The following is a 16700-nucleotide window of genomic DNA, read 5'->3' as shown; positions in this document are numbered from 1 at the left end:
CCCTGCCGCCCTCACCCTTGTTCGGTGAGCGTGCGCAGGTGCGCGTCGACGTCGAAGCCGTGCTCCTCCAGCCGGCGACGGGCCAGCAGGAGCTCGTCGGGGGTGAACAGCTCGGCGTACTCCTCGCGGAGCATGGTCGCCTCGGAGCTGCGGCCGAGCTGGTTCTTCTCCCAGAGCACGGTGAACCCACCCGCGGTGCCGGCCCCGCGCAGCAGCAGCCGGGCCGCTTCGACCCCGCCGTGCTCGCGCACCATGCGTTCGAACTGGGCGGGCCGGTAGCCGTAATCCTTGGCCAGGACCCGGCAGCCGTCGAGCAGATCCTCGGTGAATCGCGCAGCGAGCCGGGGATCGGCCGGGACGGATGCTGCTGGTTCGGGCATGGGGCGACCTCTCGACGCGACGGCTTCCCAGATTAATCGCGGACCAGGCCGGTTTCGCTACGCCATTCGAGCAACGAATTTGCGGTGTGCACTCTGCGTATCGACAGAGCGGACATAAGCCGCAAATCGAAAACTGTCGGTGACCTCTGCCATGCTGGCCGCATGCGAACCGTGGTCCACGGCGACGTTCATGTCCACTATGGACAAATCTACGTCCACGACGAGCGGGGCGCGCCGTTCGAGGGCGACCTGGCCGCGTGCTTCGCCGGGCAACGCAACGGGCTGTGCGGCGCCGCGGTGCCCGGGCACCTGTTCCTGATCACCGGGCTGCACACCGGCGAGGTCGGCTTCACCGCCGAGGTGCACCCGGCCGCGCCGCCGGACGGCGGCGGGGAGGACGTCGTCGAGGCGTCCTTCCGCGCCGAGGGCCGGACGGTGCTGGTCACCTGGGGTGGCGAGGACTGGTGGGACCTGGAGCTGGCTCCGGGCGACTACCGCGTCCGCTACAGCGGCACGGCGATGGACGCCGGCCGCGCCCGCGACACCCGCCTCGGCGGCGAGCCCCGGCAGGACAGCTACCTGCTGCAGTTCTGGCCCGCACCTCCGGCCGCCGACGTGGTCGTCCGCCGAACGAGCGAGATCGCGGCGTACTGGCACGGGTTCGCGCGGGGGCTGCCGCCACCGCCGACAGCCGAGGAGCTCGCGAAGCGGGCGGAGGAGCGACGCCGGGCCGAGGAGGAGGCGCGTGCGAAGGCGCGGCACGAGCAGCTGCTGCGGGAATGGGGTGGCGTGCTGCCACCCCCGGCCGTGCTCGAGCTGCCCCCGGGCTCGCTGCGGCAGTTCGCCAAGGCCGACCGCGAACTGGTGGCCGCGGCGATCGCCGCCGGGCCGGAGGTCCGGCGCGCACTAGCCCGCCGGGTGGCGCACCTGGCCTTCGGACGGGCCCGGCTCGACGGCGTCGGCTGGATCGCCGCCGGTCTGCGCGCGCTGGACGAGGGGGCGCCGTTGCCGTCCCCGTTCGACGACTGGACGGCGGCGTGGGACCGGCTGCTCTCGGACCCGGAGGTGCCGCGGACGCTGGTGCGCACCCCGGACGGACGGCACGACAACGCGTTGCAGCAGGCCATGGCGTTCCCGGCGCTCTTCGCCGCCGCCCACGAAGACTCCGCCGAAGCGCTGGGCCAGGCGCTGTCGGCGGCGGAACACACCTACGGCGACGACCGGGCGCGGTTCCGGGCCGAGGTCCGAGCGGCCTTGGCCGAGCTGACGGCGAGCTGACCCGCCTCACCAGCCGAACAAGCCACCCATGATCCGGGCGCAGCGGGCCGTCATCGCCGCCGCGTCTTCATCGGGGCGGTCGATCCACCAGCTGATCAGCGAGTCGACCACGCCGGTCCACACCTGCGCCACCGCCTCGATGTCCGCCGGGTCGGCCAGGCCGCGGGAGGTCAGCAGCTGCGTCGCGCCGAGCACCGCGAACGCGTCCAGCCGGCGGCGGTAGTCGGCGGCCGCCGCGGCGATGTCACCGGTCGAGGGCACTGTCGCGTCGCGCAGGAGGCGCCAGGCGTAGCGGTCGTGGTCGAACGTCGTGAAGATCGCCGAGAGCACCTTCAGCGGCATCTGGTCGGGCTCGCCGCCGGCCGCCATGGTCGCGGCCACGCCGTCGGTGAGGCGGCCGCCGGCGCGGTGCAGGCAGGCCAGGTAGAGCCCGTCCTTCGAGCCGAAGTACTGGTACAGCAACGGCTTCGTGACCCCGACCCGGCGCGCGATCTCGACCATCGACGCGCCCGCGTACCCGGCCCGGCCGAACTCCTCGGTGCCGGCCACGACGAGCTGGGCCTCGCGCTCTTCGCGCGGCATCCCCTTGGTCCCGACCGCCCTTGACTCCGTCACGCGGCAGAGCCTACCGTGCGTAAAGTGACCCTAGGGTAAGTTACCGTGAGGTCAGATCAAAGGAGGCGACGTGGCCGAGTTCCTGGCGCACCTGCGCGACCCCGTGTTGTTCGCGATCCCGGTGTTCCTGCTGTTCGTGACGATCGAAATCGTCGCCGTGCACGTGCTCGGCCACGACGACAACGTGGTCGGCTACAGCGTCGCCGACACCCGGACGAGCATGCTGATGGGCACGGTCGCGGTCGGCGTCAACGCGGTGTTCCGGCTGGTGATGCTGGTCGTGTTCGCGGCGCTGTTCGAACTCGCCCCGGTCCGGTTCGACCCGCGCGACTGGTGGACGTGGGTACTCATGCTGCTCGGCCAGGAACTGGTGTTCTACGCCTACCACCGCGCCAGCCACCGCGTGCGGCTGCTGTGGGCCGGCCACCAGGTGCACCACTCCAGCGAGCACTACAACTTCTCGACGGCGTTGCGCCAGAAGTGGACACCGTACTTCCAGCTGCCGTTCTGGTCGGTGCTGGCGCTGGGCGGCATCCCGCCGTGGATGATCCTGACCGGGCTGTCGATCGACCTCGTCTACCAGTTCTTCGTGCACACCGAGAAGGTCGGCAAGCTGCCGCGCTGGTTCGAGTACGTGTTCAACACCCCGTCCCACCACCGCGTCCACCACGGCAGCGACGCCGAGTACCTGGACGCCAACTACGGCGGAATCCTGATCCTTTGGGATCGGCTGTTCGGCAGCTTCGTCCCCGAAGGCAAGCGGCCGACGTACGGGCTGACGAAGAACATCGGCACGTACAACCTGCTGAAGGTCGGCTTCCACGAGTACGGCTCGATCCTGCGAGACCTCCGCGGGGCGCGGACGTGGCGCGAGCGCGCGGGATACGTGTTCGGGCCGCCGGGCTGGCAGCCGGCTCGCGCGCTCGCGCCCGCCCAGTAGCTACGCGGTGTCCTGCAGGGTCCGCTCGTTCTCCGGGCGCAGCGTCACCGGCAGGCTCGCCAGCGGCGGGCGCTGCCGGGACGTCAGGTCGGTCAGCACCAGTTCGCGCTCGACGCCGTCCGCCGACGCGCCGCGCTGGAACTGCGCCAGCACCGTGGCCGGCGGGATGGCCGTGACCAGCCGGTCGTAGCGCTCCAGGCGGTCGAACAGCGTCTGCATGATCTGCCCGGACATCCGGCCGAGCGCCTGCGTGCTCTGGTGCCGGTGCACGCGGTGGCCGAGGTCGACCTGGGCCATCCCGTCGAGGCCGCGCAGCTCCACCAGGTCGATGAGGTGCCCGATCTCGACGCCGTAGTTCACGACGAACGGGATGCCCTCCAGCACCTCGCGCCGCCCCGCGTACTCGCCGGCCAGCGGCTGGACGAACCCGGACAGCTCCGGCCAGAACATGTTGAGCAGGGGCCGCGCGACCAGCTCGGTGACGCGGCCGCCGCCTTCGGGCTCGCTGCCCGCCGCGCCGTTGAGGGGGCGGTGGTAGAAGCCCTTGACGTAGGCCACGGACGGGTCGGTGAGCAGCGGGCCGAGCAGCCCGGTGACGTAGCTGGTGGTGAAGTCGTAGAGGTCGCCGTCGACGAAGACGACGAGATCGCCGGTCGTCGCCGCGACGCCCTTCCACAAGGCCTCGCCCTTGCCCTGCAGGCCGTCGAGGGCGGGGAAGACGGCGTCCTGCGCGACCACGCGAGCTCCGGCCGCGGCCGCCACCTCCGCGGTGGCGTCGGTCGAGTGGCTGTCCACGACGAGGATCTCGTCGACCAGCCGGTGGTGTTCCTGCAGCTCCTCGCGGATGGCGGTGACGATCGCGCCGACCGTGGCTTCCTCGTTCCGGGCCGGGATGACGACGGAGACGGTGGTGCCGCGTTTGGCCGCGACCAGGTCCTCGGCCGTCCAGTCGCCCGCTTTGCTGCTGCGCCGGGCGAGCCAGGTGCCGACCTCCGGTGACACCTGAAGCCGCGCGTTGTTCGTGCGCATGCCTACCCCTTCCCTCGTTCGGCGTATCCCTCCCGACCGAGGTTCGAGGGCCCGCGTTTCGGCGGCCACTCCCCGGTGCTACCGGGGTGTTACGAGATGGGCCCGGCAGCACCGATCCCGTTAACACGACGACCCGCCGCGAGATCGCGCTGCACCGGAGCAAAACCACTGGGAGAATCGCTCCCCGGCTCTCGAAAACCCGCCGGCGGGCCGGAGGCCGGCTGCGGCTATGCGTCCTCTTCTTCGAGCATTTCCGGGGTGACCGCCGACTCGGTGTCCGGGATGTTGAGGTCCTTCGCCCGCTTGTCCGCCATCGCCAGCAGGCGGCGGATGCGGCCGGCCACCGCGTCCTTCGTCATCTGCGGCTCCGACAGCTGGCCCAGCTCCTCCAGGGACGCCTGCCGGTTCGACAGCCTCAGCCGGCCCGCGGCCAGCAGGTGGTCCGGGGCCGTGTCGCCCAGGATCTCCAGCGCGCGCTCCACCCGGGCCGCCGCCGCCACGGCCGCACGGGCCGAGCGGCGGAGGTTGGCGTCGTCGAAGTTGGCCAGGCGGTTGGCCGTCGCGCGGACCTCGCGGCGCATCCGGCGCTCTTCCCACTGCAGGACGCTCGCGTGCGCTCCCAGCCGCGTCAGCAGGGCGCCGATCGCGTCGCCGTCGCGGACCACCACGCGGTCGGCGCCGCGGACCTCGCGGGACTTCGCCTGGATGCCCATCCGGCGCGCCGCGCCCACCAGCGCCAGCGCCGCCTCCGGGCCGGGGCAGGTCACCTCGAGCGACGACGAACGGCCCGGCTCGGTCAGCGACCCGTGCGCGAGGAACGCGCCCCGCCACGCCGCTTCCGCGTCGGCCACGCCCCCGGACACCACGGCCGCGGGCAGCCCGCGCACCGGGCGGCCGCGCTGGTCGATCAGGCCCGTCTGGCGGGCCAGGCCCTCACCGTCCTTGACCACGCGCACCACGTACCGGGTGCCCTTGCGCAGGCCGCCGCTGGCGGTGATGACGTGGACGTCCGAATGGTGGCCGTACAGCTCGTGGATCTCCTTGCGCAGCCGTCGCGCGACCGAGCCCGTGTCCAGCTCCGCCTCCACGACCACCCGGCCGGCCACGATGTGCAGCCCGCCGGCGAAGCGAAGCAGCGACGCGACCTCCGCCCGGCGCGGCCCGATCTTCGTGATCTCCAGCCGGCTCAGCTCGTCCTTCACCGCGGCGGTCATCGCCATTACTGCCCCTCCCTGCCTTTCGCTCCTCCCCCGTGCTCCCCGCCGAGACCGAGAGCCTCCCGCATGCACAACGCGAGCGCATCAGGATCATGCCGTCCCGCCACTTCGGGGTCGGCCACCGCCCCCAGGTGCGCCCGGGCACCCAGCCGCTGCGCCGCGCGGCGGAGATTCGCCGGGTCGGGCACGGAATCGCGGTCCGCGATCACCGCGTCGACCCGCAGATCCGGGGCGTGCTCGAAGAGTACGTCGAGGTGCCGCTCCGGAGAGAATCCCGCGGTTTCCCCCGGCTGGGGGACAAGGTTGAGCACGAGCACCTTCGTCGCGGCCGTGTGCACGAGCGCGTCGTGCAGCCCCGGCACGAGCAGGTGCGGCAGCACGCTGGTGAACCACGAGCCGGGCCCGAGGAACACGACGTCCGCGGCGAGCACGGCGTCGACGGCCTCCACGCACGCCTGCGGCGGCTGCCCCGACCGCCCGGGCGTGTGCAGGCTGACGCGCTGCACCTGCCCCGGCGTCGACGCCACCGCGACCTGGCCGCGGATCGTGCGCAGGGCCGCCGGGTCCTCGCTGTCGAGGCCGCTGACCAGGCCCACGATCTCCAGCGGCTCCGGCGACATCGGCAGCACGCGGCCCGAGACGCCCATCAGCCGGCAGGCCTCGTCGAGCGCGGCAACCGGGTCGCCGAGCACCTCGAACAGCCCGGCCAGCAGCAGGTTCCCCACCGCGTGCCCGGCCAGTGCACCGTCGCCGCCGAAGCGGTGCTGGAAGACCTCCGCCCACAGCGTGCCGCCGTCTTCCGCGGCGAAGGCGGCGAACGCCTGCCGCAGGTCGCCCGGCGGCAGCAGCCCCAGTTCGCGCCGCAGCCTGCCGGACGATCCGCCGTCGTCGGCCACGGTCACGACCGCCGTGACGTCGGGGGTCACCCGCCGCACCGCGGACAGTGTCGCGTGCAGTCCGTGGCCGCCCCCGAGGGCGACCGCGCGCACGTTATTCACGACCAAGGTCGCGGTGCACCACCTTCACGGCCATACCGTCCTCATTGGACAGACGCTGGGCGAGTTCCTCGGACAGCGCCACGCTGCGGTGCTTGCCGCCGGTGCAGCCGACCGCAAGCGTCAGGTACCGCTTGCCCTCGCGCTTGTAGCCGGCGCCGATCAGCCGCAGCAGCTGGTGGTAGCGGTCGAGGAACTCCTCGGCGCCCTCCTGGGAGAGGACGTAGTTGCGGACCTCGCCGTCGAGCCCGGTGTGCTCGCGCAGCTCCGGGATCCAGAACGGGTTGGGCAGGAACCGGACGTCCATCACCAGGTCGGCGTCCATCGGCAGGCCGTACTTGTAGCCGAAGGACAGCACGGTGACCCGGGTCTGGGTGCTCGCCTCGGAGCCGAACGCGTCCTCGATCTTGGCGCGCAGGTCGTGCACCGACAGCGACGAGGTGTCGAGCACCAGGTCGGCCTCTTCGCGCAGCGGCTCCAGCAGCGTCCGCTCCGCGGTGATGCCGTCGGCGAGCCGGCCGTCGCCCTGCATCGGGTGGCCGCGGCGGACGGCCTCGAACCGCCGCACCAGCACCGCGTCGGTCGCCTCCAGGAACAGCACGCGCGGCTTGTAGCCCCGCGCGTCCAGGTCCTTGATGACCGAGGCGAGGTCGTCGGTGAACGCGCGCGAGCGCACGTCCATGACGACGGCCACCTTCGTGATCGCGCCGCGGGCCTGCGCCCCGAGCTCGACCATGGTGGCGATCAGCTCCGGGGGCAGGTTGTCCACGACGAACCAGCCCAGGTCCTCCAGGCACTTGGCCGCCGTGCTGCGGCCCGCCCCGGACAACCCGGACACGACCGCGACCTCCATGCCGGAGCCGCGGATCTCCTCTTGCGCACTCACTGTGTTTCCCTACTCCCCTGCTCCTGTGCCGTTGCTCGCGCCGGACTCCCCGGCCAGCGCGGCGACCACGGCCTCCGCGGTGCGCCTGCCGAAGCCGGGCACCGCCTCGATCTCCTCGATCCGGGCCTGCTTGAGCTTCTTCACCGAGCCGAAGTGCTTGATCAGGGCGGCGCGCCGAGCCTGCCCCAACCCCGGCACACTGTCCAATTCGGACGTCACCAGCCGCTTGGAGCGCTTCTCGCGGTGGTAGGCGATGGCGAAGCGGTGGGCCTCGTCACGCAACCGCTGCAGCAGGTACAGCGCCTCCGACGTCCGCGGCAGGATCACCGGATCGGGGTCGGCGGGCAGCCAGACCTCCTCCAGCCGCTTGGCCAGCCCGACCACGGAGATGTCGGTGATGCCGAGCTCGGCCAGCACGTCGGCGGCCGCGGTGGCCTGCGGGCCCGCGCCGTCGACGACCAGCAGGTTCGGCGGGTAGGCGAACTTCTTCGGCCGCCCGGTCTCTGGGTCGAGCCCGGGCGTGCTGGACTCTTCCGCGGTTTCCTTGAGGTAGCGGTGGAACCGGCGCCGGACGACCTCGGCGATCGAGGCGACGTCACCCTCGGTGGCCGCTTCGCGCAGCGCGAAGCGCCGGTACTCGGACTTGCGCGCGAGCCCGTCCTCGAACACGACGAGCGACGCGACGACGTCGCTGCCCTGGATGTGGCTGATGTCGATGCACTCGATGCGCAGCGGCGCGGTGTCGAGGCCGAGGAACTCCTGCAGTTCGGTGAGCGCCGCCGAGCGCGCCGTCAGGTCGCCCGCTCGCCGCAGCTTGTGCTGGGTGAACGCCTCGCCCGCGTTGCGCTGCACGGTCTCGGCCAGCGCCTTCTTGTCGCCGCGCTGCGGCACCCGCAGCTGGACGCGCGAGCCGCGCAGCCCGCTGAGCCACTCCGCCACCGCCTCGGCGTCCGCAGGCAGCTCCGGCACCAGGACCTCGCGCGGGACGACCGGGCCGGCGTCGACGTCGTCGCGCGCGTCGAGCTCGGCCTCGTCGCCGTAGAACTGGGTGAGGAAGTGGTCGACCAGCGCCGGGACGTCCATCTCCTCGGCCTTGTCGATCACCCAGCCGCGCTGGCCGCGGACCCGGCCGCCGCGCACGTGGAAGACCTGGACGGCGGCTTCGAGCTCGTCGTGCGCGAAGGCGACGACGTCGGCGTCCGTGCCGTCGCCGAGCACCACGGCCTGCTTCTCCATGGCCCGCCGCAGGGCGCCGAGGTCGTCGCGCAGCCGGGCGGCGCGCTCGAACTCGAGCTCCTCGGAGGCGGCGGCCATCTCGGCTTCGAGCCGCTTGATCATGACGTCGGTCTTGCCGGCCAGGAAGTCGCAGAAGTCTTCGACGATGTCCCGGTGTTCGTCGGCCGAGACGCGGCCCACGCACGGCGCCGAGCACTTGTCGATGTAGCCGAGCAGGCACGGGCGGCCGATCTGGCCGTGCCGCCGGAACACCCCGGCCGAGCAGGTGCGGGCCGGGAAGACGCGCAGCAGCAGGTCGAGGGTCTCGCGGATGGCCCACGCGTGCGCGTACGGGCCGAAGTAGCGGACGCCCTTCTTGCGTGCGCCGCGGTAGACGTGCAGCCGGGGGAACTCCTCGTTCAGCGTCACCGCGAGCACCGGGTAGCTCTTGTCGTCGCGGTAGCGGACGTTGAACCGGGGGTCGAACTCCTTGATCCAGTTGTACTCGAGCTGGAGCGCCTCGACCTCGGTGGTGACGACGGTCCATTCGACGCTCGCGGCCGTGGTGACCATCTGCCGGGTGCGCGGGTGCAGGCCGGAGAGGTCGGCGAAGTAGGAGTTCAGCCTGCTGCGGAGGCTTTTCGCCTTGCCGACGTAGATGACCCGCTTGGTCGCGTCGCGGAACTTGTACACGCCAGGGGCATCCGGGATGCTCCCCGGCGAGGGACGGTAGGTGGTCGGGTCAGCCACGTTGTCAAGACTATGGGGCGGCACCGACAGTTTTCGCACACCCCCGCTCTGCCCCATCGGAAGTAGGGTGTTCGTCCGTTTCCGACCTTCGTCGGTGTCCCGCTCGGTGACGCGGTGGTTACTTTCCGACCGGCCGGTCCGGTCCCCCTCCGAAAGGATCACCACCGTGAGCTCTCTCCGTCTCCTCGGCGTCGCTTCCGCCGCGGCCGTCGCGCTGACCCTCGCCGGTGGCGCGGTCGCCTCCGCGGGCGTCCAGCCGAACATCGTCGGCGGCACCACCGCGCCGACGGTCTCCTGGGGTGCCCAGGTGTACGTCAACACCGCCGGGCGCGACTACCAGGGCTTCAACTGCTCCGGCACGGTCATCGCGTCCCGCTGGGTGCTCACCGCGGTGCACTGCCTCGACCAGGACGGCTCGGGCATGTACGTCCGGGTCGGCAGCAACACGCTGCTCTCGGGCACGAAGATCGCCGTCGACAACGAGTACGAGTCCCCCAACGGCGACATCGCGCTGCTGCACCTGGCCTCGGCGACCAGCGCGTCGCCGATCTCGCTGGGCAGCTCGGACCCGGCGACGGGCAGCACCAACCAGATCTACGGCTGGGGCCGCACCACCCCGACCGGCCCGCCGGCGACGTCGCTGAAGACGGCGAACGTCCAGGTGACCGGCCGCTCCACGGACGCCTACGGCGGCCGCGCGATCCAGAGCGTCGGCGTCAACGGCTCGGCGTGGAAGGGCGACTCGGGCGGCCCCGAGGTCGCGAACGGCGTTCAGGTCGGCGTCGCGTCGACGGTCCAGAACCAGAGCGGGTCGAACACGCGCGGCACGAACAACTACGCGAGCGTGGCGGCGAGCCGGTCCTGGATCCGGACGACCGCGGGCGTCTGAGTTCTCCTTGTCCCGGGGCGGCGCTCCGGCGCCGCCCCGGTTCTGTCGGTGGTGTGTGGGATGCTCGCGGCATGCGGATCGCCACCTGGAACGTGAACTCCATCGTCCCCCGCCTGCCCCGCGTCCTGGGCTTCCTGGAGGAGACGGCACCGGACGTGCTGTGCCTGCAGGAGCTGAAGAACACGACGGAGGCGTTCCCGGCGGCCGAGGTCGAAGCGCTCGGCTACGAGGTGGCGGCGTACGGGCTGGGGCGCTGGAACGGCGTCGGGATCCTGTCGAAGGTGGGCCTGTCGGAGGTGGTGCGCGGGCTGCCGGGCGAACCGACGTTCGAGGGTGCCGCGGAAGCGCGCGCGGTGGGTGCCACCTGCGGGGGCGTGCGGGTGTGGTCGGTGTACGTGCCCAACGGGCGCGAGCCGGACAACCCGCACTACGCGTACAAGCTGGAGTGGCTGGCGGCGCTGCATTCGCTGGTGGCTTCGGAGATTTCGGCCGGGCCGTTCGCGGTGCTCGGGGACTTCAACGTGGCCCCGACGGACGCGGACGTCTGGGACATCACGCTGTTCGCGGAGTCGACCCACGTGACGAAGCCGGAGCGCGACGCCTTGGCCCGGCTGCGGGACCTCGGGCTGTCGGACGTCTTCCCGCGGCCGCTGAAGTACGACCACCCGTTCACGTACTGGGATTACCGGGCCGGGAACTTCCCGAACAACAAGGGGATGCGGATCGACCTGGTGTACGGGAATGAGGCTTTCACGTCCGCGGTGAAGGATTCCTATGTGGACCGGAACGCGCGGAAGGGGAAGGGGCCGTCGGACCACGCCCCGATCGTGGTGGACCTGGACCTCTGACGGCCGTCAGCCGCCGGTGGCTGCGCGGTGCAGTTTCCTCAGTGCCCGCACCGCCTCCACCGCGCGGTCTCGGTCCACGGCCTGCACCGCCATCACCGCGTGGTACTCGTCGTCCGGCAGCTCCAGCCGCGCCCAGGACGCCCCGTCCGGGAAACTCACCGAGAGCACGTCGCTCCACGCGAAGCGGCGGGTCACCAGTACGTTCCGGACCTCGATGCCCTCGGCGTCCGCCCGCACGCGCGCGATCGCGAACAGCATCACCCCGCACGCCAGCAGGATTCCGATGCCCACCATCGCCGCCTGGTCGGAGCGCTGGAAGCGGACCCCGGTGTCGCCGTTGCGCAACAAAATCGCCACCACGACGAACACCGCCAGCAGCGCCACCGCCAGCACGCTGCACATGATCATCGCCCGGCGGGGGCGGATCACCAGCGAAGTCGCCACGCTCACTGGAAGCCCCGCTCGGTCCACGGCTGGCGCAGGCTCCGCAGCACGTGCGCGGAGTCCAGTGCCGCCACCGTCGCCTCGTAGCCCTTGTCCTCCTTCGAGCCGGGCCGGCCCGAACGGTCGACCGCCTGCTCGTGCGTGTCGCAGGTCAGGACGCCGTTGCCCACCGGGGTGCTCTCGTCGAGCGCCACCCGGGTCAGGCCCGCCGTCACCGCGTCGCACACGTACTCGAAGTGGGGGGTGCCGCCGCGGATGACCACGCCCAGCGCGACCACCGCGTCGTGGTTGCGGGCCAGCGCCTGCGCCACCACCGGCAGCTCGACCGCGCCGGCGACGTGGACGACCGTCGGTTCCTCCTCCAGCTCCGCTTCCTTCGCCGCGACCAGCGCCCGCTCCAGCAGGACGTCGGTGATGTCCGCGTTCCAGCGGGTGGCGACGATGCCGAGCTTCAGGGCCTTGCAGTCGGACAGATCCAGCTTGACGTCGGGACGGCCTTCGCCGCTCACAGTGCTCCTCCGTCGGGGTGTTCGGTGCGCACGCCGACCTGGTCGTAGAGCTCCAGCTGCGCCAGGTCGTGACCCATCCGGTCGCGCTTGGTCTTCAGGTAGCGCAGGTTTTCGGGGTTCGGCGAGATCGGCAGCGGCACCCGCCCGGTGACGCGCAGGCCGTAGCCCTCCAGGCCGATCCGCTTGGCCGGGTTGTTCGACAGCAGCCGCATGGTGCGGACGCCGAGGTCGCAGAGGATCTGCGCGCCGGTGCCGTAGTCGCGGGCGTCGGCCGGGACGCCGAGCGCGAGGTTCGCGTCGACGGTGTCCGCGCCGTCGTCCTGCAGCTGGTAGGCCTGCAGCTTGTGCAGCAGGCCGATGCCGCGGCCCTCGTGACCGCGGATGTAGAGCACGACGCCGCGGCCTTCGGCGGCGACCGCTTCCAGTGCCGCCTCCAGCTGGGGGCCGCAGTCGCAGCGCAGCGAGCCGAAGACGTCGCCGGTCAGGCACTCGGAGTGGACGCGGACCAGGATGTCCTGGCCGTCGCCGATCTCGCCGTAGACGAACGCGACGTGCTCGATGCCGTCCAGCAGCGAGTCGTAGCCGACCGCGCGGAACGTGCCCGCCGCCAGCGGGATGCGGGCCTCGGCGACCCGCTCGACCTGCTTCTCGGTGCGGCGGCGGTAGGCGATCAGGTCGGCGATGGTGATGATCGCCAGGTCGTGGTCGGCGGCGAAGACCTCGAGCTCGTCGCGGCGCGCCATGTCGCCTTCGTCCTTCTGCGACACGATCTCGCAGAGGACGCCTGCGGGGGCGAGCCCGGCCATCCGGGCCAGGTCGACCGACGCCTCGGTGTGCCCGGGCCGGCGCAGCACGCCGCCTTCCTTGGCGCGCAGCGGCACGACGTGGCCAGGGCGCCGGAAGTCCTTCGCCGTGGACGCCGGGTCGGCCAGCAGCCGGATCGTGTGGGCGCGGTCGGCGGCGGAGATGCCGGTGCTGATGCCCTCGGCGGCGTCGACCGTGACGCTGTAGGCGGTACCGCGCGCGTCCTGGTTCGTGTGGTACATCGGCGGCAGGTCCAGCCGGTCCGCCTCGGACTCGGTCAGCGCCACGCAGACGTACCCCGAGGTGTAGCGGACCATGAAGGCCAGCAGCTCCGGCGTCGCCTTCTCGGCGGCGAAGATGAGGTCGCCTTCGTTCTCGCGGTCCTCGTCGTCGACCACGACGACCGGCCGGCCGGCCGCCATGTCGGCGATGGCCCGCTCGATGGCGTCGGCGTCGAACGCCGCGCCGCTGCCGCACGGGGTCCAGCCCGCTTCGGGTTCTGCCGCGCTCGTCTCACTCATGACCGCTCCTCCGTGCCGCCGCCGCTGTCCCGATTCTGCACCTGGTCGCGGATGTGGGCCTCGGCCAGCTTTTCCACGTACTTCGCTACCACGTCGACCTCGAGGTTCACCAGGTCGCCCGCTTCACGGCGGCCGAGGGTGGTCACTTCGAGGGTGGTGGGGATCAGGGCGACCGCGAACTGGTCGGCGCTGATCGCCGCCACCGTCAGCGAGACGCCGTCGACCGCGATCGAGCCCTTCTCGACCACGTACCGGGACAGGTGCGCCGGCAGCGCGAACGTCGTGACGCCGTTCTCGTCGCGGCCGAGGAACACGCCGGTCCCGTCGACGTGGCCCTGCATGATGTGCCCGCCGAGCCGGCCGCCGGCCGGGGTGGCGCGCTCGAGGTTGACCCGGTCGCCGACCGCGACCTTGGCCAGGCTGGAGCGCTGCAGCGTCTCGTTGACGACGTCGACGGTGAACTCGCCGCCCGCCACCTCGACGACGGTCAGGCAGACCCCGCTGACCGCGATCGAATCGCCGTGCCCGGCGTCGCTGGTGACCAGCGGGCCGCGGACGCGCAGCCGGGCCGCGTTCGTCAGCTGCTCGACCGCGGTGACTTCGCCGATCTCCTCGACTATGCCGGTGAACACGTGCGCTGCCTCCTCGTGAGCCGGACTCCTGCGCCGGTCCCTTCCATCCAACACCCGCGGCGGCCCGGTGGCTTCTCCGGTGCCGCTGCGAGATCAGCCGGCCCGGCCGCGGGCCGCCTGCTCGCGCAGCGCGGCGACCGCCTTGCCCGGGTCACCGGCGCCGTAGACGGCGGATCCGGCCACGAAGCAGTCGACACCGGCCTCGGCGGCCTGCTCGATGGTGTCGGTGTTGATGCCGCCGTCGATCTCGACGATCAGTTTGAGGTGCCCGGTGTCGACCAGGCGCCGCGCGGTGCGGACCTTCTCCAGGACGTCGGCGATGAACGACTGCCCGCCGAAGCCCGGCTCGACGGACATCACCAGCAGCGTGTCGTAGTGCTTGAGCGCGTCGAGCCACGGTTCGAGCGCGGTGCCCGGCTTGATCGACAGGCCCGCCTTCGCGCCCGCGGCCCGCAGGTTCTTCGCCAGCGCGACGGGGTCCTTCGCGGCTTCGGCGTGCACCGTGACGTTGTAGGCGCCGGCCTCGGCGTACCCGACCGCCCAGCGATCCGGGTCGTCGATCATCAGGTGGCAGTCGATCGGCAGGTCGGTGCTGTCGATCAGGGCCTTGGCCACGGGCAGGCCGAGGGTCAGGTTGGGCACGAAGTGCGCGTCCATGACGTCGACGTGGACCCAGTCGGCCCTGGCCTCCCCCGCGCCGGCCACGGCGGCGATCTCGTCGCCGAGCCGGGCGAAGTCGGCCGCGAGGATGCTGGGTGCGATCAAAGGTCGGTCTGCCACGTTCCGAGTGTAGGAGGACGGCGCTAACGGTCGCTAACCGGTTGTGACCAGGATCTGGCTCCGGAGAGGGAGGTCACGGTGCACCGGGTCGCCCTAACCTCGACCGCATGTCCGGATTCCTGGCGTCCCTGGCGCGGATCGGCAGCTACCGCAGCCTGCCGTACGCCGTCGCGTGTGCCGTCCTCACGCTGCCGATCTCCCCGTTCGCCTTCGCCGCGGCGGTCTCCGTCGAAGCCGATTCCCGCGTGCGGGCTCTGCTCGCCCTGCTCGCCATGGCGGTGCTGATGGGGCTGCTGGGCCTGCTGGGGCCGGTCCGGCGGCTCGGCATCGGCCTGGCGAACACCCTGCTCGGCACGGCCGTCCCGGCCCCGGACGGGCGACCCGACGCCGGTTCGCGGCTGCGTTCGGGACTGTGGCTCGCCCTGCACACGGCGTTGAGCGGCATCCTGCTCACCGTGCTCGCCTTCCTCGGCCTGGGCCTGCTGGTGCCCGCGGTCTGGCTGACCGGCGGCCAGGACACCATCAGCCTGTTCTGGGACGACGTCCCGCTCGGCGGGTGGACGGTCCCCTTCGGCGTCGTGCTGCTCTTCGCGGCGCTGGTGCTCACCGCGGGCGCCACCCGCGGGTTCCGGACCGGCGCGGAGGCGCTGCTCGGCCCGTCGGACACCGAACGCGCGGCGCAGGCCGAACGCCGCTCGGCCGTGCTCGCCCAGCGCAACCGGCTGGCCCGCGAGCTGCACGACTCGATCGGGCACACGCTGACGACGTCGACCATCCAGGCGGCGGCCGCGGCCGACCTGGTCGAGGTCGATCCCGCGCAGGTCCGGCGCGCGCTCGGCACGATCGAAGAGGCGTCCCGGACCGCGCTGGAGGACCTCGACCACGTCCTGGGGCTGCTGCGCGACGAGCCGGCCGCGAAGGCGCCGACGCGCACGCTGGCCGAAGTCGACGTCCTCGCCGTGCGCGCCCGCGAAGCCGGCCTCGACGTCCGGCTGGCCGTCACCGGCCCGGTCGCCGCGCTGCCCGCGACGGTGTCGCGGGAGGGTTACCGGATCGTCCAGGAGGGCCTGACCAACGCGTTGCGCCACGCCGGTCCGGGCGCGGTCGAGGTCCGGGTCGAGGCCGGGCCGGAGCACCTCGGTATCGCCGTCGTCAACGCGCTGCCCGGCGACGGGCCGCGGACCGGTCGGCGCGGGCTGGCCGGGCTCGCCGAGCGCGTCGAGGCCCTGCGCGGCGAGCTCGACGCCGGCCCGGACGGGCAGCAGTGGCGGCTGCGCGCGACCATCCCGCTGCGGGCGGGTGTGTGACGCCGTCGGTGCTGCTCGCCGACGACGAGCCGCTGGTCCGCACCGGGCTGCGGGCGCTGCTGGAGCAGCAGGGCCTGCCGGTGGTCGGCGAGGCGGCCGACGGTGGCGAGGTCCTCGACGCCGTGCGGCGGACGCGGCCGGACGTGGTGCTGATGGACGTGCGGATGCCCGGCGTGGACGGCATCGAGGCCACCCGCCGGGTGCTCGGGGCGCTGGCGGACCCGCCGAAGATCCTGGTCGTCACCACGTTCGACAACGACGACTACGTGCACGAGGCGCTGCTGGCCGGGGCCAGCGGGTTCCTGCTCAAGCGGGCGCGCAAGGAGGAGATCGCGCACGCCGTGCGGACGGTCGCGGCGGGCGAGTCGCTGCTGTTCCCGGAGGCGATCCGGCGGCTGGTGAGCGGCCGGGTCGCGGGCGGCAAGCACGCGCGGGCGGCGAAAACGCTGACCCGCCGCGAGGCCGAGGTGCTGCGGCTCATCGCCACCGGACTGTCCAACCAGGACATCGCGGCGGCGCTGGTGATCAGCCTGGAGACGGTGAAGACCCACGTGGGCAACGTCTTCACCAAGCTCGGCGCCGGAAACCGCAGCCAGGCCGTGGTCATCGCGTACGAGGCCGGGGTCGTCAAGCCGGGGCACCTCGCCGGTCAATAACCGAC

General features: G+C 72.2%; 18 protein-coding genes. 6 read left to right on the top strand and 12 right to left on the bottom strand.

Annotated features, from left to right (window positions below):
- Positions 1-11: 11 nt before the first annotated feature.
- The gene (locus HUT10_RS41905; RefSeq protein ID WP_176176261.1) at positions 12-380 is read right to left on the bottom strand and encodes a hypothetical protein; all 369 of its coding nucleotides are present in this window, start codon (positions 378-380) and stop codon (positions 12-14) included.
- A 162-nt stretch (positions 381-542) separates the two neighbouring features.
- Between HUT10_RS41905 and HUT10_RS41900 the strand changes: the two genes are divergently transcribed.
- Positions 543-1658 (top strand): hypothetical protein, encoded by a 1116-nt coding sequence (locus HUT10_RS41900; protein ID WP_176176260.1) that lies wholly within the window; start codon positions 543-545, stop codon positions 1656-1658.
- Between the two features lie 6 nt (positions 1659-1664).
- Here the strand turns inward: HUT10_RS41900 and HUT10_RS41895 are convergent, their stop codons facing one another.
- Positions 1665-2273 (bottom strand): TetR/AcrR family transcriptional regulator, encoded by a 609-nt coding sequence (locus tag HUT10_RS41895; RefSeq protein WP_254897256.1) that lies wholly within the window; start codon positions 2271-2273, stop codon positions 1665-1667.
- Between the two features lie 70 nt (positions 2274-2343).
- On the opposite strand from HUT10_RS41895, the gene HUT10_RS41890 reads away from it, so the two are divergent.
- A complete protein-coding gene (locus HUT10_RS41890; protein ID WP_176176259.1) occupies positions 2344-3213 on the top strand; it encodes a sterol desaturase family protein in 870 nt (289 codons plus the stop codon).
- Here the strand turns inward: HUT10_RS41890 and HUT10_RS41885 are convergent, their stop codons facing one another.
- The 5 genes from HUT10_RS41885 to uvrC form a co-directional block, all read right to left on the bottom strand.
- Complete coding sequence (locus HUT10_RS41885; RefSeq protein WP_176176258.1) at positions 3214-4242, bottom strand: glucosyl-3-phosphoglycerate synthase; 1029 nt, start codon at positions 4240-4242, stop codon at positions 3214-3216.
- 227 nt (positions 4243-4469) lie between these two features.
- Positions 4470-5462, bottom strand: coding sequence for a DNA-binding protein WhiA (gene whiA, locus HUT10_RS41880; RefSeq protein WP_176176257.1), 993 nt, complete (start codon positions 5460-5462; stop codon positions 4470-4472).
- Positions 5462-6448 carry a uridine diphosphate-N-acetylglucosamine-binding protein YvcK gene (yvcK, locus tag HUT10_RS41875; RefSeq protein ID WP_176178289.1) on the bottom strand — a complete coding sequence of 329 codons (987 nt, stop codon included), beginning with the start codon at positions 6446-6448 and terminating at the stop codon, positions 5462-5464. Before yvcK ends, whiA begins: the two co-directional genes overlap by 1 nt.
- 1 nt (position 6449) lies before the next feature.
- Positions 6450-7307, bottom strand: a complete 858-nt coding sequence (gene rapZ, locus HUT10_RS41870) for an RNase adapter RapZ (RefSeq protein WP_176178290.1) — start codon at positions 7305-7307, stop codon at positions 6450-6452.
- 42 nt (positions 7308-7349) lie between these two features.
- Entirely contained in the window at positions 7350-9305 is a 1956-nt protein-coding gene (gene uvrC / locus HUT10_RS41865; protein ID WP_176176256.1) for an excinuclease ABC subunit UvrC, read from the bottom strand.
- Positions 9306-9471: 166 nt separating this feature from the next.
- On the opposite strand from uvrC, the gene HUT10_RS41860 reads away from it, so the two are divergent.
- Both HUT10_RS41860 and HUT10_RS41855 read left to right on the top strand, forming a co-directional pair.
- Complete coding sequence (locus HUT10_RS41860) at positions 9472-10194, top strand: trypsin-like serine protease (RefSeq protein WP_176176255.1); 723 nt, start codon at positions 9472-9474, stop codon at positions 10192-10194.
- 71 nt (positions 10195-10265) lie between these two features.
- Entirely contained in the window at positions 10266-11042 is a 777-nt protein-coding gene (locus tag HUT10_RS41855) for an exodeoxyribonuclease III (RefSeq protein WP_176176254.1), read from the top strand.
- A 6-nt stretch (positions 11043-11048) separates the two neighbouring features.
- On the opposite strand, the gene HUT10_RS41850 is transcribed toward HUT10_RS41855, so the two are convergent.
- The 5 genes from HUT10_RS41850 to rpe form a co-directional block, all read right to left on the bottom strand.
- The gene (locus HUT10_RS41850) at positions 11049-11492 is read right to left on the bottom strand and encodes a PH domain-containing protein (protein WP_176176253.1); all 444 of its coding nucleotides are present in this window, start codon (positions 11490-11492) and stop codon (positions 11049-11051) included.
- On the bottom strand, positions 11489-11995 hold the full coding sequence (gene ribH, locus HUT10_RS41845; protein ID WP_176176252.1) for a 6,7-dimethyl-8-ribityllumazine synthase: 507 nt from the start codon (positions 11993-11995) through the stop codon (positions 11489-11491). The genes HUT10_RS41850 and ribH overlap by 4 nt, the downstream gene beginning before the upstream one ends.
- Complete coding sequence (locus HUT10_RS41840) at positions 11992-13320, bottom strand: bifunctional 3,4-dihydroxy-2-butanone-4-phosphate synthase/GTP cyclohydrolase II (protein ID WP_176176251.1); 1329 nt, start codon at positions 13318-13320, stop codon at positions 11992-11994. Before HUT10_RS41840 ends, ribH begins: the two co-directional genes overlap by 4 nt.
- On the bottom strand, positions 13317-13952 hold the full coding sequence (locus HUT10_RS41835; RefSeq protein ID WP_176176250.1) for a riboflavin synthase: 636 nt from the start codon (positions 13950-13952) through the stop codon (positions 13317-13319). The genes HUT10_RS41840 and HUT10_RS41835 overlap by 4 nt, the downstream gene beginning before the upstream one ends.
- A gap of 93 nt (positions 13953-14045) precedes the next feature.
- Entirely contained in the window at positions 14046-14717 is a 672-nt protein-coding gene (gene rpe, locus HUT10_RS41830; RefSeq protein ID WP_176178288.1) for a ribulose-phosphate 3-epimerase, read from the bottom strand.
- 122 nt (positions 14718-14839) lie between these two features.
- On the opposite strand from rpe, the gene HUT10_RS41825 reads away from it, so the two are divergent.
- Together HUT10_RS41825 and HUT10_RS41820 are read left to right on the top strand one after the other, a co-directional pair.
- The gene (locus tag HUT10_RS41825) at positions 14840-16039 is read left to right on the top strand and encodes a sensor histidine kinase (RefSeq protein ID WP_176176249.1); all 1200 of its coding nucleotides are present in this window, start codon (positions 14840-14842) and stop codon (positions 16037-16039) included.
- Positions 16036-16695: a response regulator transcription factor gene (locus HUT10_RS41820; protein ID WP_176176248.1), complete on the top strand. Its 660-nt coding sequence runs from the start codon at positions 16036-16038 to the stop codon at positions 16693-16695. Before HUT10_RS41825 ends, HUT10_RS41820 begins: the two co-directional genes overlap by 4 nt.
- The last annotated feature ends 5 nt before the right edge of the window (positions 16696-16700 follow it).

It is taken from the genome of Amycolatopsis sp. Hca4 (assembly GCF_013364075.1).
In the GTDB taxonomy this organism is placed as follows: domain Bacteria; phylum Actinomycetota; class Actinomycetes; order Mycobacteriales; family Pseudonocardiaceae; genus Amycolatopsis.
This window is presented reverse-complemented; position numbering and strand designations above follow the sequence as displayed.